General features: G+C 49.2%; 30 protein-coding genes. 17 read left to right on the top strand and 13 right to left on the bottom strand.

Annotated elements, in window-relative coordinates; genetic code table 11:
- Together AADEFJLK_RS12345 and AADEFJLK_RS12340 are read right to left on the bottom strand one after the other, a co-directional pair.
- Window positions 1-453, bottom strand: coding sequence for a DUF934 domain-containing protein (locus AADEFJLK_RS12345; RefSeq protein WP_103974497.1), 453 nt, complete (start codon window positions 451-453; stop codon window positions 1-3).
- Window positions 440-2092: a nitrite/sulfite reductase gene (locus AADEFJLK_RS12340; protein WP_103974496.1), complete on the bottom strand. Its 1653-nt coding sequence runs from the start codon at window positions 2090-2092 to the stop codon at window positions 440-442. Before AADEFJLK_RS12340 ends, AADEFJLK_RS12345 begins: the two co-directional genes overlap by 14 nt.
- A gap of 184 nt (window positions 2093-2276) precedes the next feature.
- Between AADEFJLK_RS12340 and nhaD the strand changes: the two genes are divergently transcribed.
- The 5 genes from nhaD (at window position 2277) to AADEFJLK_RS12315 (ending at window position 6988) form a co-directional block, all read left to right on the top strand.
- Window positions 2277-3611, top strand: a complete 1335-nt coding sequence (gene nhaD / locus AADEFJLK_RS12335) for a sodium:proton antiporter NhaD (RefSeq protein ID WP_428839029.1) — start codon at window positions 2277-2279, stop codon at window positions 3609-3611.
- A gap of 521 nt (window positions 3612-4132) precedes the next feature.
- A complete protein-coding gene (gene dnaJ, locus AADEFJLK_RS12330; protein ID WP_088618844.1) occupies window positions 4133-5272 on the top strand; it encodes a molecular chaperone DnaJ in 1140 nt (379 codons plus the stop codon).
- 2 nt (window positions 5273-5274) lie between these two features.
- Window positions 5275-6096, top strand: coding sequence for a 4-hydroxy-tetrahydrodipicolinate reductase (dapB, locus tag AADEFJLK_RS12325; RefSeq protein ID WP_211299211.1), 822 nt, complete (start codon window positions 5275-5277; stop codon window positions 6094-6096).
- Window positions 6097-6193: 97 nt separating this feature from the next.
- A complete protein-coding gene (locus AADEFJLK_RS12320) occupies window positions 6194-6580 on the top strand; it encodes a 4a-hydroxytetrahydrobiopterin dehydratase (protein WP_103974494.1) in 387 nt (128 codons plus the stop codon).
- A gap of 198 nt (window positions 6581-6778) precedes the next feature.
- Window positions 6779-6988, top strand: coding sequence for a cold-shock protein (locus AADEFJLK_RS12315; protein ID WP_019867332.1), 210 nt, complete (start codon window positions 6779-6781; stop codon window positions 6986-6988).
- A gap of 61 nt (window positions 6989-7049) precedes the next feature.
- Here AADEFJLK_RS12315 and AADEFJLK_RS12310 read toward each other — a convergent pair whose 3' ends face one another.
- Genes AADEFJLK_RS12310 through AADEFJLK_RS12300 form a run of 3 tightly spaced genes read right to left on the bottom strand, consistent with a single transcriptional unit; the run spans window position 7050 to window position 9352 of the window.
- On the bottom strand, window positions 7050-8192 hold the full coding sequence (locus tag AADEFJLK_RS12310) for a methyltransferase (protein ID WP_428839027.1): 1143 nt from the start codon (window positions 8190-8192) through the stop codon (window positions 7050-7052).
- 9 nt (window positions 8193-8201) lie between these two features.
- Window positions 8202-8768: an elongation factor P-like protein EfpL gene (efpL, locus tag AADEFJLK_RS12305; protein WP_103974493.1), complete on the bottom strand. Its 567-nt coding sequence runs from the start codon at window positions 8766-8768 to the stop codon at window positions 8202-8204.
- Window positions 8769-8803: 35 nt separating this feature from the next.
- On the bottom strand, window positions 8804-9352 hold the full coding sequence (locus AADEFJLK_RS12300) for an RnfABCDGE type electron transport complex subunit B (protein WP_103974492.1): 549 nt from the start codon (window positions 9350-9352) through the stop codon (window positions 8804-8806).
- A 112-nt stretch (window positions 9353-9464) separates the two neighbouring features.
- On the opposite strand from AADEFJLK_RS12300, the gene AADEFJLK_RS12295 reads away from it, so the two are divergent.
- Both AADEFJLK_RS12295 and AADEFJLK_RS12290 read left to right on the top strand, forming a co-directional pair.
- Complete coding sequence (locus tag AADEFJLK_RS12295) at window positions 9465-9725, top strand: type II toxin-antitoxin system Phd/YefM family antitoxin (RefSeq protein WP_103974491.1); 261 nt, start codon at window positions 9465-9467, stop codon at window positions 9723-9725.
- Between the two features lie 61 nt (window positions 9726-9786).
- Window positions 9787-9909: a Txe/YoeB family addiction module toxin gene (locus AADEFJLK_RS12290; RefSeq protein WP_428839028.1), complete on the top strand. Its 123-nt coding sequence runs from the start codon at window positions 9787-9789 to the stop codon at window positions 9907-9909.
- A gap of 27 nt (window positions 9910-9936) precedes the next feature.
- Here AADEFJLK_RS12290 and AADEFJLK_RS12285 read toward each other — a convergent pair whose 3' ends face one another.
- Entirely contained in the window at window positions 9937-10311 is a 375-nt protein-coding gene (locus AADEFJLK_RS12285; protein ID WP_103974490.1) for a thiol-disulfide oxidoreductase DCC family protein, read from the bottom strand.
- 34 nt (window positions 10312-10345) lie between these two features.
- Window positions 10346-12370, bottom strand: a complete 2025-nt coding sequence (gene metG / locus AADEFJLK_RS12280) for a methionine--tRNA ligase (RefSeq protein ID WP_103974489.1) — start codon at window positions 12368-12370, stop codon at window positions 10346-10348.
- A 373-nt stretch (window positions 12371-12743) separates the two neighbouring features.
- On the opposite strand from metG, the gene AADEFJLK_RS12275 reads away from it, so the two are divergent.
- The 3 genes from AADEFJLK_RS12275 to AADEFJLK_RS12265 all read left to right on the top strand — a co-directional run bounded on the left by AADEFJLK_RS12275 (window position 12744) and on the right by AADEFJLK_RS12265 (window position 14885).
- On the top strand, window positions 12744-13313 hold the full coding sequence (locus tag AADEFJLK_RS12275) for a protoglobin domain-containing protein (RefSeq protein WP_103974488.1): 570 nt from the start codon (window positions 12744-12746) through the stop codon (window positions 13311-13313).
- A gap of 135 nt (window positions 13314-13448) precedes the next feature.
- The gene (locus AADEFJLK_RS12270; RefSeq protein ID WP_103974487.1) at window positions 13449-13925 is read left to right on the top strand and encodes a protoglobin domain-containing protein; all 477 of its coding nucleotides are present in this window, start codon (window positions 13449-13451) and stop codon (window positions 13923-13925) included.
- Between the two features lie 21 nt (window positions 13926-13946).
- Window positions 13947-14885: a 5'-nucleotidase gene (locus tag AADEFJLK_RS12265; RefSeq protein ID WP_103974486.1), complete on the top strand. Its 939-nt coding sequence runs from the start codon at window positions 13947-13949 to the stop codon at window positions 14883-14885.
- Window positions 14886-14940: 55 nt separating this feature from the next.
- Here AADEFJLK_RS12265 and AADEFJLK_RS12260 read toward each other — a convergent pair whose 3' ends face one another.
- From AADEFJLK_RS12260 to AADEFJLK_RS12250, 3 genes are read right to left on the bottom strand one after another with little or no spacing between them, the layout of a single operon-like run.
- A complete protein-coding gene (locus tag AADEFJLK_RS12260; RefSeq protein WP_088618830.1) occupies window positions 14941-15147 on the bottom strand; it encodes a hypothetical protein in 207 nt (68 codons plus the stop codon).
- An 18-nt stretch (window positions 15148-15165) separates the two neighbouring features.
- A complete protein-coding gene (locus tag AADEFJLK_RS12255) occupies window positions 15166-16557 on the bottom strand; it encodes a sigma-54-dependent transcriptional regulator (protein ID WP_088618829.1) in 1392 nt (463 codons plus the stop codon).
- Window positions 16550-18013, bottom strand: a complete 1464-nt coding sequence (locus AADEFJLK_RS12250) for a sensor histidine kinase (RefSeq protein ID WP_088618828.1) — start codon at window positions 18011-18013, stop codon at window positions 16550-16552. Before AADEFJLK_RS12250 ends, AADEFJLK_RS12255 begins: the two co-directional genes overlap by 8 nt.
- A 662-nt stretch (window positions 18014-18675) precedes the next feature.
- Here AADEFJLK_RS12250 and sdhC point away from each other — a divergent pair.
- The 7 genes from sdhC to AADEFJLK_RS12215 all read left to right on the top strand — a co-directional run bounded on the left by sdhC (window position 18676) and on the right by AADEFJLK_RS12215 (window position 23448).
- The gene (gene sdhC, locus AADEFJLK_RS12245; RefSeq protein ID WP_103974623.1) at window positions 18676-19053 is read left to right on the top strand and encodes a succinate dehydrogenase, cytochrome b556 subunit; all 378 of its coding nucleotides are present in this window, start codon (window positions 18676-18678) and stop codon (window positions 19051-19053) included.
- A 10-nt stretch (window positions 19054-19063) separates the two neighbouring features.
- The gene (sdhD, locus tag AADEFJLK_RS12240) at window positions 19064-19444 is read left to right on the top strand and encodes a succinate dehydrogenase, hydrophobic membrane anchor protein (RefSeq protein ID WP_088618827.1); all 381 of its coding nucleotides are present in this window, start codon (window positions 19064-19066) and stop codon (window positions 19442-19444) included.
- Window positions 19445-19447: 3 nt separating this feature from the next.
- A complete protein-coding gene (sdhA, locus tag AADEFJLK_RS12235) occupies window positions 19448-21232 on the top strand; it encodes a succinate dehydrogenase flavoprotein subunit (protein ID WP_088618826.1) in 1785 nt (594 codons plus the stop codon).
- A 96-nt stretch (window positions 21233-21328) separates the two neighbouring features.
- Complete coding sequence (locus AADEFJLK_RS12230) at window positions 21329-21556, top strand: hypothetical protein (RefSeq protein WP_103974485.1); 228 nt, start codon at window positions 21329-21331, stop codon at window positions 21554-21556.
- Between the two features lie 138 nt (window positions 21557-21694).
- Complete coding sequence (locus tag AADEFJLK_RS12225) at window positions 21695-22474, top strand: succinate dehydrogenase iron-sulfur subunit (protein ID WP_103974484.1); 780 nt, start codon at window positions 21695-21697, stop codon at window positions 22472-22474.
- Complete coding sequence (locus AADEFJLK_RS12220; RefSeq protein WP_103974483.1) at window positions 22474-22677, top strand: FAD assembly factor SdhE; 204 nt, start codon at window positions 22474-22476, stop codon at window positions 22675-22677. Before AADEFJLK_RS12225 ends, AADEFJLK_RS12220 begins: the two co-directional genes overlap by 1 nt.
- A 111-nt stretch (window positions 22678-22788) precedes the next feature.
- Window positions 22789-23448 (top strand): DUF1963 domain-containing protein, encoded by a 660-nt coding sequence (locus tag AADEFJLK_RS12215; RefSeq protein WP_103974482.1) that lies wholly within the window; start codon window positions 22789-22791, stop codon window positions 23446-23448.
- A 30-nt stretch (window positions 23449-23478) separates the two neighbouring features.
- On the opposite strand, the gene AADEFJLK_RS12210 is transcribed toward AADEFJLK_RS12215, so the two are convergent.
- The 3 genes from AADEFJLK_RS12210 to dnaK form a co-directional block, all read right to left on the bottom strand.
- Window positions 23479-24180 (bottom strand): PIN domain-containing protein, encoded by a 702-nt coding sequence (locus AADEFJLK_RS12210; RefSeq protein ID WP_103974481.1) that lies wholly within the window; start codon window positions 24178-24180, stop codon window positions 23479-23481.
- A gap of 2 nt (window positions 24181-24182) precedes the next feature.
- Window positions 24183-24827, bottom strand: a complete 645-nt coding sequence (locus tag AADEFJLK_RS12205; protein WP_103974480.1) for a DUF1889 family protein — start codon at window positions 24825-24827, stop codon at window positions 24183-24185.
- Between the two features lie 183 nt (window positions 24828-25010).
- Window positions 25011-26939: a molecular chaperone DnaK gene (gene dnaK, locus AADEFJLK_RS12200; RefSeq protein WP_103974479.1), complete on the bottom strand. Its 1929-nt coding sequence runs from the start codon at window positions 26937-26939 to the stop codon at window positions 25011-25013.
- Window positions 26940-26982 lie beyond the last annotated feature (43 nt).

Genomic DNA, 26982 nt, shown 5'->3' with positions numbered 1-26982 from the left:
CTAATTCACCGAATCCTGATACGTCACCGTAAAATCTTGCAAATAACCCAATTGCACGGGCAACTGCTCGGCGGTGGCGGGTTTGAAGGCATTCACCCCTACCCTGGCCAAATAAAACACCTGATCGGGCATATAGTGTCCGGTCGCACGGATTTCGCCTTGGAAACCATAACGGCTACGCAACAGCCAAGCGTGGGAAAACAGACGGCCATCGGCAAAGTCAGGAAAATCCAACTCCACCAAGGCGATTTTGTCCAGATCAGCGGCAAAATCGGCGACACTGTCAGCGGGGCTGATACGGATACCCAATTGGCCTTCATGCGCCAAAAGTTGCGCCTTTTCGGTCTGCCAGCGGCTTAAGGACACGCTAATATCGCCCGCCGCCAACTCGGCATCATCCGCCAAATCTTGCCAATTATCGTCAACAATCTGTTTGTCTTTAATGAGTTGCATATACTTGCTCCTTGAAAGGGTCGATGCCTACCCGTTTTACCATGTCCAAAAAGGTTTCGTCTTCCAGACGTTGCTGGACGTAAACGGACAATATCGTCGTGACCGCTTGGGTAACCTCGGTTTTGGCGACCGCAGGCCCTAAACGCTCGCCGATAGCCGCTTCGTTTTCGGAAGAGCCGCCCAAAGTGAGCTGATACCATTCGGTACCTTTTTTATCGACCCCCAAGATACCGATATGGCCGACGCTTTGGTGCGCACAGCCGTTCATGCAACCGGATATGTTGATTTTGACATCGCCAATATCATGCAGATAATCCATGTCATCTAACACGTCGTTGATTTCTTTGGTAATGCCGATAGATCCGGCATTAGCCAGCGAACAAAAATCCAAACCTGGGCAGCAAATGATGTCGGTGGCCGTGCCGATATTGGGCGTGGCCAAATTCAGCGTTTGCAAGTGTTGCCACAAAGCCAACAAATCTGCTTGTTTGACATCGGAAAAAACCAAGTTCTGGCGATGGGTAGTGCGCAATTCGCCAAAGCTGTAGCGGTCGGCCAAATCGGCGACGGCATCCAATTGGGCATCGGTCATATCGCCGGGCGGCACTTCAGGCGCTTTGAGCGACAAGAACACCGCGCGGTAGCCGGGTACTTTATGGCTGACGGTATTGTGTTTATACCACGTCGCAAAGGCCGGATTTTCTTGTATGGCTTGGTTAAAGGTCTCATCTGCCGCAGCGGTCTGGTCATAATCCGGCAGGGTAAAATGGCCTTTAATGGCCTCAATACGCGCGTCGGATAATTCCATACCGTCTTTAATCTGTTGCCACTCCGCTTCCACCATTTCGGAAAAAGTATCCAGACCGGTTTCTTTAACCAAAATCTTGATACGCGCCTTATATTTATTGTCGCGGCGGCCAAACAGGTTATAAATTCTGAGGATGGCTTCCAGATAAGACAACAAATGCTGCCTTTCTAAAAAAGGCCGGATGACTTGGCCGATAATCGGGGTACGGCCTAAGCCGCCGCCCACCAAAATCCTAAAGCCCGTTTCGCCCGCGTCATTTTTGACCAGATGCACGCCAATGTCGTGGAACTGCGTCGCCGCACGGTCGCTTAAAGAGCCGCTGAAGGCGATTTTAAATTTACGCGGCAAATAATCGAACTCAGGGTGTAACGTTGTCCATTGGCGGATAATTTCGCAATACGGGCGCGGATCTTCCAACTCATCGACCGCCACCCCGGCCAAATGGTCGGATGTCGTGTTGCGCATACAGTTGCCGCTGGTTTGGATGGCGTGCATTTGCACTGTCGCCAACTCCGCCAAAATATCCGGTACTTGTTCCAATTTCGGCCAGTTATACTGGACGTTTTGGCGGGTGGTGAAATGGCAATAGTTTTTGTCATACGTCCGGGCGATATGGGCGAACTTGCGCACTTGCGCGGAGCTGAGCAAACCGTAAGGGATGGCGACCCGCAACATGGGCGCGTGGGTTTGGATATACAGGCCATTTCTAAGACGTAAGGCGCGGAACTGGTCGTCAGTCAGCTCACCTTGCAAATATTTTTCGGTTTGCCGTCTAAACTGGGCGACCCGTTCATTGACAAGGGTTTGGTCTATTTCGTTATACTGATACATGATGCGTGTTTGGAGTACCTTTCAGGCGAAAATTCGTAGTTGTCCATCATATACTGTGCGTCATAAAATGACAAAATTTATTGGATGGTGATACCATTAACTGTTAAATTTTGTGTATTTGTTCAATTATATTAAGAGAGAGGGGGATTTTGTGGTTCGTTTTTTATTAGTGACGTTACTGGTTATGCTGGTACCGCAACTGGCGATGGCGGAAACGGAGGGATTTGCGAATCTCGACATGACCGGCACGCAGCGCGGCATCTATACCGTATTAATTTTTGTCATTGCTTACGGCTTTGTAATGACAGAAGAATTTACCCATTTGCGCAAGTCCAAGCCAGTTATTCTGGCGGCGGGCATCATTTGGGCGCACGCGGCGATTTTAGCCCAGCAAAAAGGCGTTCCTGCTGAGGAAATGCACGCGGCTTTTGAGCATGATTTGAAAGAATATGCCGAGCTGATGCTATTTTTGCTGGTCGCGATGACCTATATCAACAGTATGGCCGAACGTAATGTGTTTGAAGCGCTGCGTTCTTGGCTGGTCAGAAGACAATTCGGCTACCGGAAATTGTTCTTGATCACCGGTGTCATCACGTTCTTCTTGTCGTCAGTGGCCGACAACCTGACTGCGGCCTTGTTAGTCGGTGCGGTGGTTCTGGCAGTGGGTTCTGACAATCCTAAATTTGTCAGTATCGGCTTTGTCAACTTGGTAATTGCCGCTAACGCGGGCGGTGCGTTCTGCCCGTTCGGCGACATTACCACGCTGATGGTTTGGCAAGCGGAATACGCGGAGTTCTTTGACTTTTTCAGACTGTTTATCCCTTCATTGGTTAACTATGCCGTGCCTGCGGCCGTCATGTACTTTGCCGTACCCGATGAACAGCCCAAAGAAACGACCGAAGAAGCGGTGCAATTGAAATATGGCGCGATCCAAATCTGCGTGATGTTCCTGTTCACCATCGCGACTGCGGTCAGCTTTAAACAAGCCCTGCATTTGCCGCCTTTCATGGGTATGATGGTCGGCTTGTCTGCGTTGATGCTGTACGGCTATTTCATTAAAGTCAAACACACACCAGAAGGCGAAGAAGGCTTTGATATTTTCAACAAAGTCCGTCATGCCGAATGGGACACCTTATTGTTCTTCTTTGGTGTGGTGTTCGCGGTCGGCGGCTTAGGTTATATCGGCTATCTGGAATTGTTGTCCAGCGCCATGTACCAAGGCTTAGGCCCCACCACCGCCAACATTATGGTCGGTTTGATTTCCGCCATCGTCGATAATATCCCCGTTATGTTCGCGGTCTTGAACATGGGTGTGGATATGGACTTGTACCAATGGTTATTGGTGACATTAACCGCTGGTGTCGGTGGTTCGTTATTGTCGGTCGGTTCAGCGGCCGGGGTTGCCTTAATGGGTCAGTCTGACCATAAGTACACTTTCTTTAGCCATCTGAAATGGACACCTGCGATTGCCGCAGGTTATGCCGCCAGTATTTTCACCCATTATTTGATTAATGGCTGATAGGCGGCTTTGCACCGCGCCAGTGGCGCGGTGCGATTGCTAGAACAAGGCCTTATGACGGTGCTAACTGGCATAAGGCCTTTTCCATTACGGCACACCCTTTCATCAGGCAACGCCCCATAAGGCCTAGCCACTTCGCTAGCCATTAAGCCAAGCCTTTCTTGCCCAACGCCCACGAGCGGCTTAACTTAATGGCGGCTCCTGAACGCCCTACAAATGGTAGCCACCGCATAACCCAGTAACAGCGGATTTTTTTTCACCCAGAGATTTAATTTTCAATAATTGCCCTTACATCTTGTATAAAAACCGCGCCGCATTATCCTAATGCCTAATAAGGCAAGCATAGGAAATAACCCTGCCGATTAAAGCCTTTCTGATTTTAAAATTCTGAAAAGCCTAGCGGGCAAATAAGGGATATCCTAAAGCTAAGGCAACACGTTGCGGCGGATTATGGCGGCAACCGGATAGCAATTTCACAACCAATTTATCGAACTTACAGAAAATAAAGGTCAAATATACACATGGCAGATAAAGAAGATTTTTATAAGGTACTGGGTATTGAGCGCAATGCCAGCGATGCCGAAATTAAGAAAAAGTACCGCAGCTTGGCGATGAAGTTCCACCCGGACAGAAACGCCGACAACCCCGAAGCGGCGGAAGCTAAATTTAAGCAAGTCAAAGAAGCTTACGAAATTCTGTCAGATCCTAAAAAACGTGCCGCTTACGACCAGTTCGGCCACGCCGGCATTGACCCGTCTATGGGTGGCCGGCCCGGCGGTTTTGGCGCGGAAGGCTTTAGCGATATTTTCGGCGATGTGTTCGGCGATATTTTTGGCGGCGGCAGACAGCAACGCGGCGGCGGTGTCCAGCGCGGTTCCGATTTGCGTTATAACCTGGAAATAACCCTTGAAGAAGCTGTAGCGGGTACTGAACAAAAAATCCGTATTCCGGTCTTAGTCTCGTGCAGCGAATGTAGCGGTTCAGGAGCGAAAAAAGGCTCATCTCCAGTGATTTGCTCCACTTGCCACGGCCACGGCCAAGTCAGGATGCAGCAAGGCTTTTTCTCGGTGCAACAAACCTGCCCGACGTGCCGGGGCACAGGCAAACAGATTAAAGACCCGTGCGGCAAATGCTACGGCCAAGGCCGTGTCCAAGAATCTAAAACCTTGTCGGCAAAAATTCCGGCCGGGGTTGATACCGGCGACCGCATCCGCTTAGGCGGCGAAGGCGAAGCGGGTGAGCGTGGTGGCCCCGCAGGTGATTTATACATCGAAATCAAGGTCAAAGACCATGAAATCTTTACCCGTGACGGTGCCCATTTATATTGCGAAGTACCCATTAGCTTTGTCACCGCTTGTTTGGGTGACGAAATACAAGTGCCGACACTGGACGGCAAAGTCATGCTGAAAATCCCGCCCGAAACCCAAACCGGCAAATCCTTCCGCCTACGCGGCAAAGGGGTTAAGCCCGTGCGCGGCGGTCCGGTCGGTGACTTATTGTGTAAGGTACAAGTAGAAACACCAGTCAACCTGACCAAAGAGCAACGGGCTCTAGTGCAACAACTCGGTGAATCTTTGACGGGCGGCGGCAAACACCATAGCCCCCAAGAACACACCTTTTTGGATGGGGTGAAAAATTTTTTCGATAAACTGACAGGATAATCATGAACCGTATCGCAATTGTCGGCGCCTCAGGACGCATGGGGCTATGCTTGCTAAAAGCCGCCAAACTGGCCGAAACCGGTACGGCGCAAGCCAAGCTGACGGCGGCCATTGCCCGCCCGGGCAGCCACACTATTGGGCAGGATGCCACCTTATTGGTGGGCATGGGTAAATCCGGCCTAAAAATAGTCGATGACTTAGTAAAAGTGATCGATGAGTTTGATGTCGTGATCGACTTTACCCGCCCTGATTACTCCATACAAACCCTGAACCTGTGCCGTAGTGCCGGAAAAAAACTGGTCATCGGCACCACCGGCTTTAACACTAGCCAAAAAGACCTGATTAACCGCACCGCAGCGGAGATTGCCATCGTCATGGCCCCTAATTTTAGCGTCGGGGTAAACCTGTCGCTAAAGCTGCTGGAAATCACCGCCAAAGTCATGGGCGACTATACCGATATTGAGGTCATAGAAGCCCATCACCGCCACAAAATTGACGCACCCTCAGGTACGGCCTTAAGAATGGGCGAAGTCATTGCCCAAAGCTTAGGACGCAACTTAGAAGACTGCGCCATTTACGGGCGCGAAGGCAATACCGGCGAACGCGACCGGAAAACCATTGGTTTTTCCACCATCCGTGCCGGTGACATTGTCGGCGAGCATACCGTCATGTTTGCCGACGAAGGTGAGCGCGTCGAAATCACCCACAAAGCCAGCAGCCGCATGACCTTTGCCAACGGGGCGGTCAGAGCCGCCATCTGGCTACAAAACAAAGCCAATGGCCTGTATGACATGCAGGATGTGCTCAATTTGAAACAGCTCTGACGCAAGGTTTTGCGGAATGGTTTAAGCAGACTAAATCCGACCCACCCGGACGTTACTATCCGGGTGGTTATTGACAACACACCAAAGAGGTTATGTTATGGGCTGGAGAGAACACACGCACGATGAAACCTACAGCGATACCGAAACCGAAGCGCGGTTGGCGGCAGAATTGCCACATTGGTATCTGGAAAATGGTTGGATACGCCGCAAATATAAAACCAGCGGCTGGAAAAGCACCCTAATGGTGGTCAATACTATCGGGCATTTGGCGGAAGCCGCTTTCCACCATCCTGACCTGAGCGTTTCTTACGCCTTTGTCATCGTTAAATTAATGAACCATGCCGCTAAAGGCATCACTAACAAAGATTTTGAATTAGCAAGGAAAATCGAAGACGTGATCCAGTGGCAACCCGGCAAAACGGAAGGCGGCTCCTTAACGGGTACGCCAGACGACCCGCGCTTTAAATACCTGAAATATGATTAACAGGCAAGTCCAATTAACAAAGACGTGATGCAAGTCTCATTACCTTAAAAATAATCGGAGTTTAACCAAAATGTCTTTGCCCTAGCTGTATTTTTAGTGCTAACATGAGTTGCAGTTCGAGATTGAGCCAGCCTTTTTACAGGGCTGGGATTTATAAAGCCAATTCATGTTGGCGATTTTTTAAGTAAAGAGTGTCATATGTCAGATCAAGTTGTAGGTACCGTTAAATGGTTCAATGATGAAAAAGGCTTCGGCTTTATTGAACAAGAAGGTGGTAAAGATGTTTTCGTTCACCACAGCGCAATTAACGGCACCGGCCGCAAAACCTTGCGCGAAGGCCAAAAAGTGACCATGCAGGTGACTCAAGGTCAAAAAGGCCCGCAAGCTGAGAACGTAACCCCAGCGTAACTATCTTTAAAAGAACCCAAAAATACTTATTTTTGGGTTCTTTTTAACGTTGCGCAAGCGTTTAAACCACCGCCTTAACAATCACAAATTTGGCATTCCCGGCAACTGCCGACACTTTGCCGAATAAGCGTTTAAGCGGAACGTGATAACCCAAATGGCGATTACCTATCACCCAAAGTTGGCCATTTTTGCGTAATACGCGGCGCGATTCCTTAAACATCGCCATAGCAATATGGTCGCCGATGGTGTTTTGCTGATGAAAAGGCGGATTGCATAAAATCATATCAGCCGAGGCGGAAGCCATGGCCGTCAAACCGTCTCCCACCTGAAACGTCGCCGCCCTGCCCCCGCCAAACGCCCGCCGGAAGTTTTCCTCAGCCGAAGCCACCGCCATAAAAGACTCGTCAATAAAATGCAGCCTAGCGGCCGGATTGCGTTCGGCAGCTAACAAACCCACCACCCCGTTACCGCAACCTAAATCCACTATATCCAAAGCATCCGCAGCAGCGGGCAAATGCTGGAGAAAAAACCGTGTGCCTATATCCAAGCTGTCACGCGAAAAGACATTGGCATGGTTAGCCAAGCGATAGGCGGTATTTTCCAGCGTGTAATAGACGGGATACGGACTAGGCGGCAACACTTTCGCCCCATCAGGCCGGACAAAAATCAGCCTCGCTTTTTTTTGTGCTAAAGAAGTCGTGGTCGGCCCCAGCAAACGCTCCAACAATTTCCAGACATTGGCGGGCAAGGCCTTGACCATACCGGCTACTACCACTTGGCTGGTTTCGCTCAGATGCGGACGCAAGCGCAGCAACTGGTCTTCCAGCAACGCCAAGGTTTTCGGCACCTTAATCAGCACCCAATCAAAATGGCCTGTTAAAGGCGCCAGGCTACTGATTAAAGCCACTTGCGTCTCGGCCAAGCCATTGGCCGTCAGATTAAGCCGTGTCGCCTGTTGCGACAAATACGAGTCCGACAGGGCGCAAGGCCGCCACGCCGCCAACGCCACCGCCAATGCGCCGAAACTATCGTTCAGCACCAATAGCCGTGCCGTTTGGGCAGGCGCAGACGCGGCGAGATGCGCCAGCAGATACTCATCCGCCGCATCAAAAGCGCGTAATAATTCCTTAGGACGCTTAGGCAAACGTCCCAACTCAAATTGACCTTGGGGGACATTTAACACCTGCCCGTTATCGTGCATCATCACAACCGATCAGGCACGCGACGAATACTTGCCCGTTTCGGTATTGACCTTAATCAACTCACCCGTTTCCAAATATTCCGGCACCTGCACCTCCAAACCTGTACTTAACCGCGCTGTTTTTGTCCGCGCCGAAGCCGAAGAACCTTTAATAGGCGGCGGCGTTTCGATAATCTCCAAAATCACCGTGGCAGGCAACTCAATCCCCAGAATTTCATCGTCAATCAACAATGCGACGATACCTTCCAGACTTTCCGTCAAATAGTCGACCTGCCCTTCCAAATCCTCAGCCGCCAGTGTGTATTGGCTATAATCTTCGGCGTTCATAAAAATATAATTATCGCCGTCCTTGTAGGAATACTGCACCTTAGCGCGTACCAATTCCGCATCCTTAAACGTATCATCGCCCTTTAGCGACTCATCCAGCTTCAAGCCGGTTTTCATATTATTAAAACGGACTTTATACAACGTGTTCGCCCCGCGTGATGACGGGCTTTTCACATCAACGTGCTTAACGATATGCGGCACACCGTTAATTTCTACCACCATACCCCGTTTTAAATCACTTGCCTTTGCCACGCTTTAACTCCCCTTTGGTTTATTAAAATTGTTATTTAAACAGCTTTCACCTTCAACAACGCCGCTTTTTTCAGCCTAGCGCGTTCCGCCTTCTCGGCTTCCTCTTGCGCCTTACGCAATAGCCGCGCCTCATAACGGCGTTTTGCCAAAGCCGCCTGCCCGCGCTTGTCCAAACGGTGCGCATCTGCCGCGACAGGCTGCATAACGATACAATCGACCGGACAAGGGGCGACACACAACTCACAGCCCGTACATTCCGCCGCCAGCACCGTGTGCATAAACTTAGCAGCCCCTAAAATGGCATCGACCGGACAAGCGGCGATACACTTGACGCAACCGATACAATCCTGCTCAATGATAAAGGCCACCTGCTTCGGCTTATGCTCACCAAACGCCGGATTTAGCGGCTTAGGCGGCACACCCAACAAGGCCGCCAAAGCCGCAATGCCTTCGTCACCGCCGGGCGGGCACTGGTTAATGTCCGCCCTACCCTCAGCCATCGCCTGGGCATACGGACGGCAACCTTTAAAACTGCACTGGCCGCATTGGGTTTGCGGCAAGAGATTATTAATGTCTTCTATCACGGTCTTATCGGCTTCAATTTATCGTCAATTAGTAGAGAGGGCGGACATTTGCATCCGCCCGAACATTCCAGTAAGCTAGGCCGCCTATTATACAAGCACTCATGCCTTTTCTATGGATGCAACCACTTATACTTTTGCACGGGCGCATTTAGCCGAAACAATGGAAAATGTTTGTGACAATCACGAACCCGTCATCATCACCAAAAACCGTGACCGTCACGTCCATGCTGTCGTGATGATCTCACTGGAAGATTATCAGGCATTGGAAGAAACCGCCTATTTACTCAAAAACCCCAAAAATGCCCAACGCCTGTTAGATTCTATCAATCAACTTGAGTCAGGGGGCGGCACTATCAGGGAATTACTGGAATGAATCTGATTTTTTCAGATTCTGCTTGGGATGAATATCTCTATTGGCAACAACCGACACTAAAATGCTAGCGCGGATCAATGCCCTATCAGGCTATTGGTCTCGCCGCATCAATGATGAACATCGGTTGGTTTACAGAGTCACCAAAGAGGCCGTTTTAATTGCCCAACTCAGACACCATTATTAGCCGTATAAGCAAAAGCCATTAAACTGGTCACCAATGCTTCTTCATCCTATTCCAACGGTACAAGACGGCGGCAAAGCCATTATAAGCTAACCCACCAAGCTGGCGGATGCCCGGTAAACCCAGCACCTTGACCCACTTCTGCTGCTTAGGCGAATGCCGCCCAATTTCCAAAAGGGCAGCAAAACCGACCAACACCCTGCCCTTCGCATCGACCACATGCAGGCGTTCGCGGACAAACTCAAGCTCCGCCCCCACTTCGGCGGCTAAACTGTTATCGGTATGGACATCTTGCCAAGCAATCTGACAGGCTTGCAGTTCGCCTTGTTGCGCTTCTATACCCGCCTTACACACCGGACAGGCCGAGTTGTAATACACTTTGATTGTCTTATCGTTAGTGTCCATAACCTGCCCAATAAATGCGTGATGACCCAAAAAGCTACTTAACCCGTAGCCCCGCCACTGCGCCGCTATCAGGGCTGAGCAGCCAAATTTCCTTATCCCCAGGCCCTGCCGCCAGCACCATGCCTTCGGACACCCCAAAACGCATTTTGCGCGGTGCCAAGTTAGCAATCACCAGCGTCAACCGCCCTTCCAAATCTTCCGGCTGATAGGCCGACTTAATGCCGGAAAAAATCGTCCGGGTCTCATCGCCTATATCTACCGTCAACTGCAACAGCTTATCAGAACCCTCGACCGCAGCGGCCTTAACAATCTTGGCTACGCGCAAATCCAGCTTGGCGAAGTCATTAAAATCAATCGTCTCCGCGATAGGCTCAAACTGCTTAGCGACAGATGCGGCCACCACCGCCGTCTTTTCCAGATTTTCCTTAGACGCATCGACAATTGCCGTAATTTTATCGGCATCGACACGGGTCATCAGTGGCTTAAATTCATTAATTTCATGGGCTAACAACGGCTGTACCGCCTCCGTCCACGCTTGCGGCGCAAGCTTTAAAAAGTGTTCCGCTTCTGCCGCCAATACTGGCAGCACTGGCTTTAAGTACAACACCAGCACCCGGAACAAATTCAGCCCCATTGAGCACACCTCATGCAGTTCTTGCTCTTTACCCTCGGCTTTTGCCAACAGCCACGGCTTTTTCTCGTCGATATACTGGTTGGCCTTATCCGCCAAGGCCATAATCTCGCGCATTGCCTTACCAAACTCGCGGGTTTCGTAAAACTCGGCGATGCTGGCATTGGCACTGAGAAAATCGGCGAACAGCGCAGGTTCCGCGCAATTTGCCGACAATACCCCAGCAAAACGCTTAGTGATAAAGCCGCTGCAACGGCTGGCAATATTCACCACCTTACCCACCAAATCCGCATTGACCCGTTGGCTGAAATCATCAAAATTTAAATCCAGATCATCAACCCCCGCACTTAGTTTGGCGGCAAAATAATAGCGCAGATATTCAGGGTTCAGATGCTCCAGATACGTCCGCGCCGTAATAAACGTGCCGCGTGATTTGGACATCTTTTCACCGTTCACCGTCAAAAAGCCATGCGCAAAAATGGCCGACGGCGTGCGCAAACCCGCACCACTCAACATCGCCGGCCAAAATAAGGCATGGAAATAAATAATATCTTTGCCGATGAAATGGTACAGCTCAGCCGTGCTGTCCTTAGCCCAGAACGCATCAAAATCCAAACCCTGCTTATCGCACAAATTCTTAAAACTTGCCATATAGCCAATCGGCGCGTCTAACCAGACATAAAAATATTTGCCGGGCGCGTCAGGAATCTCAAAACCGAAATACGGCGCATCGCGCGAAATATCCCATTGCTGCAAACCGCCGCCCAACCATTCGGCGAGCTTATTGCTCACTTCCGGTTGTAAATGCCCGGCGTTTGTCCACGCGCTCAGCATTTCGGTAAAGTTGGCCAAATCAAAGAAATAATGTACCGAATCTTTGGCAATCGGCTTCTCGCCGGAAATGGCCGACACCGGATTTTTTAAATCCGTCGGCGAATAGGTCGCCCCGCACACTTCGCAACCGTCGCCATACTGCTCAGCCGCGCCACACTTAGGGCATTCGCCCTTAATGAAACGGTCAGGCAAAAACATATTCTTTACCGGATCAAAGGCCTGGGTAATGGTGCGCGAACTGATATGCCCGGCATCGCGCAGCCGGGTATACACCATTGCCGACAAGACTCTGTTCTCTTCGGAATGGGTGCTGTGATAATTGTCAAAAGCCACGCCAAACTCGTTAAAATCGGCAAAATGCTGTTCCCAGACCTTGCCGATCAATGCCTCCGGCGTAATACCCTCTTTATCGGCGCGTAACATAATCGGCGTGCCGTGGGTATCGTCCGCACAGACATAATGGCACTGGTGGCCGCGTTGCTTTTGGAAACGCACCCAAATGTCAGTCTGGATATATTCAACCAAATGGCCTAAATGAATCGGGCCATTTGCATAAGGCAAGGCACTGGTGACAAGAATTTTTCTATTCGACATGGATAAATGCACAAGATGTAGGGAAAATAAATAATGGCATTATGCCATAAAACAGCGTAGGCCGCAGGGTGCGTCGAGTGGGAAAACGTAGCTTTTATGGAATAGCTACGCAAAGGCTTGCCTTTGGCCAGAAGCCCGACAGCGCTCCGCCACAGTCAGGATAATAGCCTCTCATAGCCGTTTAATTTCGATTGCACTTATGAAATGAATATAAGAGAATTAGTAAACTTTGAAAAGGGGCTGTTGTCCGTTCTGTGTAACCCTTATACTGCCTGATGTGTAACATCTAAGCAGGCCATAATTGCTTTATGCTATACCAACAACGGATTATTCAACTACCCTTTAAGCTGCATTCACCTTGAATATAAAAACCATGAAAAATACCATTAATTTTCAAGCATTAACAGAATATGCAAAAAGTTTTTCCGGCTTGACGGACCAACACGAGGCAGTGCTTGCTTCAGTAAAAGACGAAATATTCCAAAGGATCCCTCATATTACCGATGCTTTTTACGCAAAACTCATAACCATAGAGAAAACCAAGCCATTTTTGGAAGGAAGAATAGAACAATTAAAAAAAACCCATAGCAAATGGCTTGAAAGCTTATTTTCTTCAGCCTTTGATAGCCATTACACCGAAGCCATGTATAAAGTCGGCGATGTGCATGTAAAAATTAATTTGCCTGTTGAATTTATGGCGGGGTCGATGACGCTCTTGTCGAATTTAATCATCAGCGAAATTGAAACATTAACCCTCGACAGCACAAAAAAAGCGGAACTGACTAACGCGGTCATTTCAGCCATAGGCTTCTGTCTTTTAATCATGCAACAATCGTATCAGACATCCTTTTTACAACGGGAACTTGAACCGTTCCTGAAAATGACCGGCATAAGCGAAACGCTATTTTCAAACCTTAGCTCCGCTTACACGCCTTCTAATTAAGTCGATTTCCCCCCGAATGGAAACGGGAATTAATGGTTTATACGGCACACAATACCCGATAAATAAAACCTGAACAAATGACATAATAATTTATATCATTGCCAAAACAACAATAAAAATAAAGGCGATACTTTTATGATAAACAAAATAATGACCAGCGGCAAAGCCATTTCTGGATTAAGCAGTGAGCTTGAAAGCCGCCTAAAAGAAATAGCACCTGTCATAACGCCACACTTGCCCAAAGTGACCGATGCGTTTTACGTTAAACTGCTCACCACATCAGATACGTTTTATTTTTTAAAAGCCCATAGTGAGCGGATAGAGCATCTGAAAACCACGCATTTAAATTGGCTCAACAGCTTATTCACCCAAGACATCGATGCCGACTTCACCGAAAAAATGCTCAATGTCGGAGATGCCCATGTCGCCATCCAATTGCCACTTGAATTTATGACCGGCTCCATGTATTTAATGAGCAAAGAATTATTTGCCATTGTCATTGAAGAGTTTGGTGATGACAAACAACAATGCACCAAAGCCCTGCAAGCCATTAATGCCGTGCTGGGGTTTTCTTTAATCGTTATGCAGAAATCTTATGGACTATGGGCTTAACCCGATGACGTGGATCGTTTAATGGCCGCTTATGCTATCGAAAGCAAGTTTGTCATCGGCGTGTCGTCCAGTGCCTTGTTTGACTTATCCGAATCGCACCAAATCTATTTGGATAAAGGCTATAACGATTACCGCCGCCATCAGGAGGCACATATAGACCAGCCTTTCCCGACCGGGGTGGCGTTTCCGTTTATCCGGCGGTTTTTAGGCATTAACAAGGCGTTTCCTGAGCAATGCCCGGTTGAGGTGGTGATGTTGTCGCGCAATTCATCTGAAACGGGCTTGCGGATTTTCCGCTCGATTCAACATTATGGTTTGGACATTACGCGTGCGGCTTTTATGGCCGGGCATTCGCCGCATAAGTATGTCCCCGCTTTTAATGCCTCGCTGTTTTTAAGCGCCAATAAAGACGATGTGCAACAAGCGATTAATGCCGGTTATCCGGCGGGGGTCGTATTGCCTTCGGTGATTTATGATGATGGGCAAGATGCGGAATTGCGGGTGGCTTTCGACTTTGACGGCGTGATTGCCGATGATGAGGCCGAGGCGGTTTATAAAAAAAACCATTCCTTGACCGAGTTTGTCGCCCACGAAACCGAAAAGCAAGCCATACCCCACCAGCCGGGGCCGTTGGCGGGTTTGTTTAAAAATCTCGCATTTATGCAGCGGCTGGAAGAGGCTAAGCGCCAAGAAGACCCTTCTTACCAAAAAATCATCCGCATTGCCATTGTCACCGCCAGAAATGCCCCTGCACATGAGCGGGTGGTCACCACGCTAAAAAGCTGGGGCGTGTCGGCGGACGAGTCATTTTTCCTAGGCGGCATGGAAAAGGCGCGGATTTTGTCGGTACTAAAGCCGCATATCTTTTTTGATGACCAGCTCAGCCATTTGCAAGCGTCCGCCAGCAATATCCCGATGGTGCATATTCCGTTTGGGATTGCCAATAAACCCACCCGATAACGGCCATTTATAGGTTAGGACACGCCATTAGGCCATCGGCAAGTCTGTGAAGACCTCACAGACGGATAAAATAAGGTATCGCCGCCAAGACCATACCCAGCGCAACCAGCACTAGGGTGCTGGAGATAAAGTAAGGGTAAACCATCAGCACCAAACCGCACACCAGCGGCACAGGAGCGCCTTGTTTTTTGCCGTAAATAAAATAGCCCAAGCCTAATGAGCTAAACACCACGCCCCAGAGCAGTAACGCTTCATCCGCCATATCACACCTCTTGGCTGTTTAACCATCGACCATTTTCAGATTGTATTTCTTCACCCGATAGCGTAACGTCTCGCGGGTCGCGCCCAGCATTCGGGCAGCGGCGGTCAGATTGTTATCAACCCTGTCTAAGACAGTTTTGATAATAAAGCGTTCCATATCATCCAAGGCCATACTGCCGTCTAAGGGCAAGTTCAGGCTATCGCCGCTGCTAAGCGGGATCACTTTATTAAGCTGTTGGCCGGGCAGTTGCAGCCATTGGCCGGGGAAAATCGGGCTGTCGGCGAATAACACGCAACGTTCGATGACATTACGCAATTCCCTGACATTACCCGGCCAATGATAGGCTTTAAGTTGCTTCCACACTTCATCAGGAATTGCCCGCACTTGCTTACCCGCTTTGGCGTTGTATTCAGCAACAAATAAAGGCACCAACTCGTCCAAATCTTCAACCGCTTCGCGTAATGGCGGCAAGATGACCTTAAACACACTCAGGCGGTGGTATAAGTCAGAACGGAAGGTGCTGTCCTGTGCCATTTGTTCCAAATCGCGGTTACTGGCGGCGACGATTTGCACATCGACACTGATTTCTTTCTCACCCCCTAAGCGGCGGACTTTATGGTCTTCAATCACCTTTAATAATTTGGCCTGCAAATCCAGAGGCATTTCGCCAATTTCGTCCATGAATAAGGTACCGCCATCGGCTTGTTCCAATAAACCACGGTGCCGGCCAGATGCCCCCGTAAAGGCCCCCGGCTCGTGGCCGAACAACTCCGATTCCAACAACTCGCGCGGCAAAGCCGCGCAATTGACTTCAATCATCGGTTGCTGGGCGCGGGAGCCGCCATAATGCAGGATACGCGCCGCCAAACCCTTACCCGTTCCGCTTTCGCCGCCGATAATTAAAGCGCTGAACGGCACTTGGGTGAGCTTGCCGAGAATTTGCCGGATACCCTGCGCTTGTTGGCTATGGCCGATATAGGCATCGGGTGAATAACGCCGATAGCCTTGCCGGGTCTGGTCTACTAAACGGCGCTGTATCGCCGCACTCCGCGAGGCGCTGGCAACCACTAAATCCAAGCGTTCCAGATCACACGGCTTTTCCAGAAAATCATAGGCGCCTAAACGCAAGGCACGGACAGAATCGGGGACGCTGCCGTAGCCCGTCAAAAACAGCCATTCGGCATAGCCCGCGTGTTTTTTCATAAACTCCATGAAATCCAAGGCATTACCATCCGGCAGATTCATATCAGATAAAATCAGCAAGGGTTCGAGATTTTTTTGCATCAGCAAAGTCTTGGCTTCGCCCAAGGTACTGACCAACACCACTTCCCAGCCAGATTGGCGGTAATGGCGCGACAGCTCCGAGCCGAGCAATTTTTCATCTTCAATAATGAGCAGGGTTTCAATCATAATGCTCTCCAGCGAGGCAAACGTCGGGTAGTAAGACAGTAACACAAGCCCCGTGCGGTTGCTGGTTACTCAGTTTAATCGTGCCATCGAGATTTTTGACAAAACGCTGCACCATCGCCAAGCCTAAACCCGTGCCGCGCGGGCGGCTGGTACGGAAAGGGCGGATGCCGTAAGCCAACATGTCTTGGGTAAAGCCAGGACCGTTGTCTATCACGTCAATACCCAAGCCCCGGCCCCGGCTGCCGACATAAACGTTAATACGGATAAAACCTAGCTGGGTATCCAGCGCATCGGCGGCGTTCAGCAATAAATTCAGCAACATTTGCCGCATACCGCTTTCTGGCAAATAGACCTTAAGGTGTTCGGGGGCATTGATTTCCAGTTGGATAGTTTCAGGTATCTGGTAACGGGTTAAGGTGGCCAGATCGCGGATCAGTATCGCCATATCAAAATAACAGGCGGTTTCAGGGCTATGCTTGCTTTGGTTGAGCATATCGGTCAGCAAGGCCGCCAATCGTTTCAGTTCGGAATTGATCAGTTCAATGCGTTCGATTTGCTGCGGGTCGGCAATCTCACGGCGCAGATTATTAAAAGCCATCTGTATGCCCGCTAAGGGATTGCGTATTTCGTGCGCCAATTCGGCGGCGACTTCGCCAATCGCCGCCAACCGCTCAGCACGCGCTAAGCTGTATTGTTGTTCTAACAACGCTTGGGTAGCGAGGCGGACTTCATGCTGTAAAGATTGCGCATACAGACGTTTGGCCTCTTCCAATTCCGCCAAATGTTTAACCATGACATTATAGCTGTTAAAGACCGGCAACAGTAAGGGATCTAAGTGGGCCGTGGTGATGGGGGTAAAGTTTTCCTCGGTCAGCCTCTCCAGCAACTTGCGCAAATCATTAAGCGGATGCAAGATACGCGAATGCAAAAAACTTACCGCCCCGACGACAATCAGGGTAAAAATCGCCAGCGCAATGTACAACTCGCTTTGGGTACTCAGATTGATGTCTTCGAGGGATTTTTCGCGTTGCAACGCCTCGTATTCCAAAGTTTCATCCATGATTTTTAAGGCTTGCGACAAACGCTCGTTCTTTTCGCCCCGCCCCAATTCGACTATATCTTTGAGCATGTCTTTTAGCTCTGCCAAATGGGTTTTGGTGGCTTCGGACAAATAGCGCTTATCCTCCATCAGCTCTTCCATTTCATTCAGGGTGGCGGTCAATGCCGCCGGTTGCAGATCACCCCGATTTTCGATCAGATAACCGATAATGGACTGGTGCAGCCCGACCGAAATCTTTTGGATACGGTGCGAGTATTCGACATAGGATAATACGCTATTAAAATGATAGAGATTGCGCAAAATAGTGCCGCCTAAAATCCCTATCGCCATCAGCAATAGCCCTAAAAATAACAAAGCGCGGGTTTTTGCGGGTCGGGATAAGATCATGGCTTTCATTTAATGATTGTCCTAGGCATAGAATTAACAGGGATCGATAAAGAAACTTAAAACCCTACATCCAAGGATGTGTGTTTATGGATACGTTGCTCCTACAGAGCATCGACTAAAGCTGAAGCCCTTTGCACTTTAGGCAAAAACCCATCTGGAACCACGCTTATCAGTACAGCATAAGCGCATCAGCCATCCCCAATAAAACCCACCTAACGGATTGATAAAATATAAAAACGTTGCTTTCCTTAAAGATGCCTTTGAGGTTTTGGCGATTTTCAGCTAATAAGTAAAATTGGGCGGCGGAAACTGTTTTTTTATTTCAGATAAAAATAGTTCATCTGAAAAATGCGGCTAGGCATTCATTCTATATTCTTAATGAGTTTAGCAAAGAAAACGCTGTAGGTGGGATGATTTTGTTAGTTTTTTGCTAATATTTGAAGGAACTTAACGCATAAACTCCTGTTTTGAGTTGGCGCACCCCACCATTAACCCTACAAAATACAATAAAATTACTATTATCCTCCCATCGCCTATAGACACCCAGACGATATTTGTGCAATATGCGTACCTGTCTATAGATTTTTACCTGCGCTTTCCGCACAATATCAATAAAACGACAGTCTGATAAAATGGGCTGGGGCTTTTTAACTTACACTACCGGGAACTTTATGGCTGCTAACTCAAACCGACCCACTTCCCCGCATTTACAAATCTACCAACTGCCGTTAACGGGGATGATCTCCATCTCCCACCGTATCACTGGCGTGATGCTCTCGGTAGGTTTGCTGTTTGTGGTTTATATCTTATCGGCGGTGTCAGGCGGCACCAGCTCTTATGGGCAGATGCAGGCCATGTTGGGCAATTGGCTGGTCACCCTGATGTACTGGGGCTTTGTGTACGCACTATTTTTTCATTTATGCCACGGCGTACGGCATTTATTCTGGGATGCCGGCCACAGTTTCGATAAAGAAACCTTGGATTATTATGCCAAAATCGAGCTGGGTGCGGCGTTGGCGCTGACTTTTATCGCGTTAATCTTTATTTAGAGGTTGTTGTATGGATTTTAGGACCCCTTTAGCCAAAGCCCTCGGCATCGGTTCTGCCAAAGCAGGCACGGCACACTGGTGGATGCAGCGCGTGACCGCAGTGGCATTAATCCCACTGACCTTACCGTTCATCATTTTGCTCAAACTGTGCATTAACGCCCCCTACCGCGAAACCGTAGCGTGGTTGGCAGAGCCGCTGAATACCGTGTGCATAACTGCCTGGATCCTGGCGGTATTTTATCATTCCGCCCTAGGCTTGCAGGTCGTGATTGAAGATTATGTCGCTAAAGAAGGCGCGAAAATCATCGCCGTTTGGGCGGTCAACCTCAGCTTTCTGTTTTTGGCACTGGCGGCACTGCTGGCAGTATTGCGCATCATTTTAGTAGGATAAAACATGGCTACCAGCTATAAAATTATTGAACATGCTTACGATGTCATTGTGGTCGGTGCGGGTGGTGCGGGTTTACGCGCGACTTTTGGCATGGCCGAAAAAGGCCTGAAAACGGCCTGTCTGACTAAAGTCTTCCCGACCCGCAGCCATACCGTCGCCGCCCAAGGCGGCATCAGCGCGGCGTTAGGCAATATGGGCGAAGATGACTGGCGTTTCCACATGTACGATACGGTCAAAGGCTCCGACTGGCTGGGCGATCAGGATGCCATCGAATACATGTGCCGTGAAGCTATTCCGGCCGTGATAGAACTGGAACATTACGGCGTACCCTTCTCGCGCACGGCGGAAGGCAAAATTTACCAACGCGCTTTTGGCGGTATGACCACCCATTACGGTAAAGGCCAAGCCCAGCGCACTTGCGCGGCGGCGGATAAGACCGGACACGCCATTTTACACACCCTGTACCAACAAGCCTTAAAGCACAATGCCGAATTTTTTGTCGAATATATCGCCTTAGATTTGATTATGCAGGACGGCGAATGCCGGGGCGTATTGGCGTGGTGCCTGGATGACGGTTCCTTGCATTTGTTCAAAGCCCACCAAACCGTGTTGGCGACGGGCGGTTACGGGCGCAGTTATTTTTCCTGCACCTCGGCGCATACCGTTACGGGTGACGGCAATGCGATGGTGTTACGCGCGGGCCTGCCATTACAAGATATGGAATTTGTCCAATTCCACCCCACGGGCATTTACGGCTCCGGCTGTCTGATTACCGAAGGCGTACGCGGCGAAGGTGGCTATCTGACCAACTCGCAAGGCGAGCGTTTTATGGAACGCTATGCCCCGTCCGCCAAAGATTTGGCCTCCCGCGACGTGGTCAGCCGCGCCATGACCATAGAAATTAACGAAGGCCGTGGGGTCGGCAAGCTCAAAGACCATATTTACCTGCATATTGAGCATTTGGACCCGGCGATTATCCACGAACGCCTACCGGGGATTGCCGAAACCTCGAAAATCTTCGCGGGTGTCGATGTCACAAAAGAGCCGATTCCGGTGTTGCCGACCGTACATTACAATATGGGCGGCATCCCCACCAACTATAAGGCCGAAGTGGTGACGTTGGAAGCGGGCAACCCCGATAAAATTGTCCCTGGCCTGATGGCGATAGGCGAAGCCGCCTGTGTATCGGTGCATGGCGCAAACCGTTTAGGCTCCAACTCCTTGCTCGACTTGATCGTGTTTGGCCGCTCTGCCGCTATCCGCTGCGCCGAACTCATCAAACCCGGCTCGTCCCATAAACCACTCAATAAAGACGCGTGTGACCAAGCCTTGACACGGTTTGACAAAATCCGCAACGCCAACGGCAGCCGCTCCAGCTCGGATATCCGTTTGGACATGCAGCGGGTCATGCAGACGAAAGCCGCCGTGTTCAGGACACAAGCGACCTTGGATGAAGGCATAACGGCAATGGCCGACATCAGCGCCTCGTTTGCCGATGTCACCGTAAAAGACAAGTCGTTAATCTGGAACACGGATTTGGTGGAAACGCTGGAGCTGGACAATTTGCTGGCTCAAGCCAATGTCACTATTAACGCCGCCGGCAACCGTAAGGAAAGCCGGGGCGGCCATGCGCGGGAAGATTACCCCAACCGTGACGATGCCAACTGGATGAAACACACCCTTACTTGGCTGACTGACGGCAAAGTCAGCATTGATTACCGTCCGGTGCATTTATACACCTTATCGGATGATGTTGAAGTGATTCCGCCTAAGGAGCGGGTTTACTAAACATTTTAAGTCGCAGCGGCATCAATTAAAGGAGAGAAAAGATGCCGCCAAGCGAATAAAAGCCGGACAAGATAACCATTTAGAAGGTAACGTATCATGCTCCAAGAACAAATTTTCGACGAGATAAAACAAATCCCTAGCGAAAAACTTGCTGAAATTTATGATCTTATCCATTATTTTCGTATCGGTTTACTGCATGGGCAAACAACGGCAGCCAAGCCATTGGCACAGAGTTTTTCCGAACGCTGGCGCGGACAATTTAACATGGGTGATGAAACCGATGATGCCTGTTTGGATTATTTGCAACAACGCTATCAGTTATGAAAATTTTTGTCGATTGTTTAGAGCAATGACACCTGAGCAGTGCTTACAAGAATTAAAAATTTAGCATGACCCGTTATTTTTGCCGATAAACTTACTTTAACTCCCCCATGCCAACCCCATCAACCCGAGATTTCTCACATGGCTGAATTTACCTTACCGAAAAATTCCGTACTCACCGAAGGCAAAACTTTCAAAGCCCCAGCCGATGCCAAAAATATCCGCCGTTTTGAAGTTTACCGATGGGATCCTGATTCCGGCGAAAACCCGCGTGTCGACAGTTACGAACTGGACATGGACGATTGCGGGCCGATGGTGCTGGACGCGATCTTAAAAATAAAGAACGACATCGACAGCACCCTGACTTTTCGCCGCTCGTGCCGCGAAGGCGTGTGCGGCTCGTGCGCCATGAACGTCAACGGCAAAAACACCCTGGCGTGTACCAAAGCCATTGACTCCTATCCTGACACCATCAAAATCTACCCCTTACCGCACATGTCGGTAGTTAAAGATTTAGTACCGGACATGACGCATTTTTACGCACAATATGCCTCGATAAAACCGTGGATAGCCACCCAAACCCCCGCCCCTGCTGACACCGAACGCCTGCAAAGCAAAGAGGACCGGGCAAAATTAGACGGTTTATACGAATGTGTGCTCTGCGCCTGTTGCTCGACCAGTTGCCCCAGTTATTGGTGGAACAGCGAACGCTATCTGGGGCCTGCGGTCTTGTTGCAAGCCTACCGCTGGCTGGCGGACAGCCGTGATGAAAACACCGGAGCAAGACTGGATGAATTGGAAGACCCGTTCAAACTGTACCGTTGCCACACCATCATGAATTGCACCGACACCTGCCCTAAAGGCCTGAACCCCGCCAAAGCCATCGCCGAAACTAAAAAGCTGTTAGTCAAACGGCAATAATGGAACTGGCAAAATTAAAATGGCAATGCCGCCGTGGCAGTTTAGAGCTGGATTTGTTGCTCCAGCACTATCTGGATACGGCCTACCTACAGGCCAACCCCGAAGAACAGGCGCGGTTTGTGGCGTTGTTGCAGCTTGAAGACGAGGTCTTACTGGCGGTTTTTACCAACCAACGCCTATCAGCGGATAACCCGCAGTTATGAGGTAGTCAGCCGAAACAATAAAATCCACAAAAAATTACGGGATTTATTAACAGGCACTCTATAAACTGCTACACTTGCTAAATTGACCTTAATTTAGGGGAGGGTAAGAAAATGAGTATTGAATTGATTCGTGAGCTGACAGCTAAAGTCTTGGAAACGACAGATAGCAACCTGCTAACTATTTATATAGCCGAGGCCATTGACCAAGAACCCACCGCGACCACCGTGGCAAGGATCGGCGGAGTGCCTCTAGGCATAGCGCCAATGACTTGGCCGCGCCTTAATGGCTTGCCAATGGCTCATCTGCTTACCATCGACTTAGACGACATGCCGGAACTGAAAACCGACACGCTCGCCAATGCGCGGGCCGTCGCGCTATTTATCAGTGACCGCATAGACAACGGAGCCTATGAACCCCATACCCCAGAAACCGTCCTGATCGCCCTATCCCAAGATGACATCGACCAAGGCGAACCGTCCGAGACCCTTCGGGAAAGCGACCAAGCCAGCGGTTATCAGCTAACTCCCGTCAGAGTCCCTGAAAGTATCTTTGACGAGCCGGAGGAATATGATGAGGAAAACCCCTTAGAGCAATTAAGGAATGCCGTATTTTCGGCATCTTATGCCGCCGGCAAACCTCTCTGGCTACAAAGCGACGAGTATGATGGACATTTTCTCTTGCAGTTTGATGAAGCGTTTATTGATATGAATTTGGGTGATGCGGGCGTGATGTATGTGTTTGCCGATACGGCGTTTTGGCAATGCCATTAAGGCGGCGGGGAATAAGTACATGGTTACCAACTATCGGCATAGGCTCAACGCCCATTCGAGGCTGTTGACCAACTTAGCACCAACTACTTGTAAGTCATTGGTTACGAAGTTATTTTCAGGTTTTCCATAATCACTGGAATTGGATGTCACAAAACATATTGTGCCGCTGTAGCCCAGCATCCTTGCTTGGCTTGCGACATCCAAAAAAACCTCAAAAATAAGACAGTCATTGTATTCTGATTTTCCTTTTTTTGAAGGTGCTAGACGCTTAGAAGCCCTATACCCTGATCTTGCATAATGATTATCTTCATTATTTATTATAAAACAATTGGTTAATAATGATTTTGACAAATTCTCAAGATGAAAGGGCAGATCCAAATCGGTCATTTTTTGGCTATGCACATGATCTATATCCAATATCACATTAGCGGCAGTAACCAATTTTTCGTGAATGCGTTCAAATTTTTTCACCTCACTTTCCAGCTCTTGCCTGACACTGCCAATATTCGCCTCCCATTCACCTTTTACTGTTTCGCTGGTCAACAGCCATACGTCATTAGGCTGGTTTTCCGCCATTTTAAGCAACTTCAAGGTCGAGTCAATGGCTTTAATGGAGATGCCCTGCCGATACGGTGAGCGTAAAATATCTAAGAAAATACAAGTGTCAAAAAACAGTAAAGGTGCGCTAGAGCAGCTAACTTTTTGGCTAATCGTGGCTGGAGAAATAAACAATGTTAGGCTCCGACAAAATCCAGCAAATCGCAACCGTATTCAAACTCAAAAGCCAATTTGTCCGCCCATTCTTCAGACCAACCCTGCTCTATTAAAGTAGCTTTTAAAATATCATCATGCAAGACTGTATGATATTTCTGTGCGGCGGATAAAAACTCAAACCACCTTTTTTTATCATTAGGATGGGCATTGCCTGTAAATTTATTGGCAGAAGCAGAAAACCGTTGCAATGCCTCCACGGCCTCTTCACCCACTATATCCTTTAAAGAGACCTGTTCTGGTGTCAATTTAACATCAATAATGGGCGTATTTTTACGGACAGGATCAACAAGACTCTCTTTGAAGTCAAGCAAAAGCTTGTTATATTCGTCTATGCTAAGTTGATTGGACGCTATGGGAATGATATTCGGCACATACCATAACCCTGCGTCGTTTTGAAACAAAGTGACTCCGGCACTGACAATACCCTCTGCGCCGATATATTCAAAAGCAAAAGCCTTTTCATTGAAGTATCTGGCATTTTCTTCGCGTTCAAAATTTCGCTTCCAGCTACCCGCACAGTTTAAACAATACTCAGTCAATTGCCCGATAAAACTGTCGATATCGTAACCATTTAAATTAATATACAAATTCCGAAAAGTTTTCATCTTGCTTATCCTCAATGAAATGTTGGCAGTAATAGGTTGCCCTATTTGTCGCCAGAGTAACGCTATTATACTTAAATACCCACACCGTCAGCACACAAAAAAGCCGGAAGCCATCCCATTAGGACAACTTCCGGCTTCCGGTAAGAATAGGGTTAACGCCTATGGCATTAACCCAAGCGCACCTTACTTCTTATCGTCATTCACTTCTTCAAACTCGGCATCGACTACACCGTCATCTGCCGCGTGGTGGCTGCCGCCAGCTTGGCTGTGGGCTTCGCCGCCTTCTGCCGCGCCTTTTTGGGCATAAACGCGTTCCGCCAATTTGCCGGATATTTCGGTCAGGGCATTGGTTTTGGCTTCGATGTCGTCTTTGTCGTCACCTTTCAGTGCCGCTTTCAACGCTTCTACCGCGTGCTCAATCTCGGTTTTCTCTTGGCTACTGACTTGGTCGCCCAACTCTTTCACGGACTTTTCGGTCGCATGGATCATGGTGTCGGCATGGTTACGCGCATGGACTAACTCCGTCAGTTTACGGTCTTCGTCAGCATGGGCTTCGGCATCTTTAATCATACGTTCGACTTCGTCATCAGACAAACCGCTAGACGCTTTAATCACGATAGATTGTTTTTTGCCGGTCGCTTTGTCTTTAGCCGATACGTTCAAGATACCGTTAGCATCAATATCAAACGACACTTCAACTTGTGGCACACCGCGTGGTGCAGGTGGGATGTCCGCCAAGTCAAAACGGCCCAACGATTTGTTGGCCGACGCTTTTTCACGCTCACCTTGCAATACATGCACGGTCACTGCGGTTTGGTTGTCATCTGCCGTCGAGAACACTTGTGACGCATTGGTTGGGATAGTGGTGTTCTTTTCGATCAGCTTGGTCATGACACCGCCCAGGGTTTCGATACCTAAAGACAGTGGGATAACGTCCAGCAACAACACGTCCTTAACTTCGCCGCCCAAAACGCCCGCTTGGATAGCCGCGCCCAAAGCCACCGCTTCGTCAGGGTTAACGTCTTTGCGGGGTTCTTGGCCAAAAATGGCCTTAACCATTTCTTGGACTTTCGGCATACGGGTTTGGCCACCGACTAAGATAACGTCGTTGATGTCTTTTGCAGACAAACCGGCATCTTTCAGCGCCATTTCGCAAGGGCCTTTAGTGCGGTTGATCAACTCTTCAACCAACGCTTCCAATTTGGCGCGGGTCAGTTTAACGTTTAAATGTTTTGGGCCAGTAGCATCAGCGGTGATGTACGGCAAGTTAACATCGGTTTGTTGGCTGGAAGACAATTCGATTTTGGCTTTTTCCGCCGCTTCTTTCAAACGTTGCAACGCCAATGGGTCGTTATGGACATCCACGCCGGTGTCTTTTTTGAATTCTTCCGCCAGGTATTCGATAACGCGCGAGTCAAAATCTTCGCCACCTAAGAAGGTGTCGCCGTTAGTCGCCAACACTTCAAACTGATGTTCGCCGTCAATTTCGGCAATCTCAATGATAGAAATGTCAAAGGTACCGCCGCCTAGGTCATACACGGCAATTTTAGTGTCGCCTTTCGGTTTGTCCATACCAAACGCCAACGCCGCCGCAGTCGGCTCGTTGATGATACGTTTAACGTCCAGACCTGCAATACGTCCGGCATCTTTAGTTGCTTGACGTTGTGAGTCATTAAAGTACGCAGGGACGGTGATGACCGCTTCGGTGACGGTTTCGCCCAAATACGCTTCGGCATCTTTTTTCATTTTCATCAACACGCGGGCGGAAATTTCCGGTGCGGCCATTTTTTTGCCATGCACATCGACCCATGCGTCGCCATTTTCGGCTTCAACGATATTGTAAGGCACCATTTTGATGTCTTTTTGTACCACGTCGTCTTTGAAACGGCGACCGATCAGACGTTTGATAGCAAATAAGGTGTTTTTAGGGTTAGTGACGGCTTGGCGTTTTGCCGATTGGCCGACCAACACTTCATCGTCGCTGCTGAACGCGATGATAGAAGGCGTAGTACGCGCCCCCTCGCTGTTTTCGATAACTTTAGCGACACCGTTTTCCAGTACCGCGACGCAGGAATTGGTGGTTCCTAAATCTATGCCAATTATTTTAGCCATTGAATTCTCCAGACTTGAATTTAGTAAAAATGTTTGTTGTTAT

Source organism: Methylovulum psychrotolerans (assembly GCF_002923755.1).
Lineage (GTDB): Bacteria > Pseudomonadota > Gammaproteobacteria > Methylococcales > Methylomonadaceae > Methylovulum > Methylovulum psychrotolerans.
Note: the sequence above shows the minus strand (reverse complement) of the source record. Positions and strands in the feature narration are given on the sequence as shown.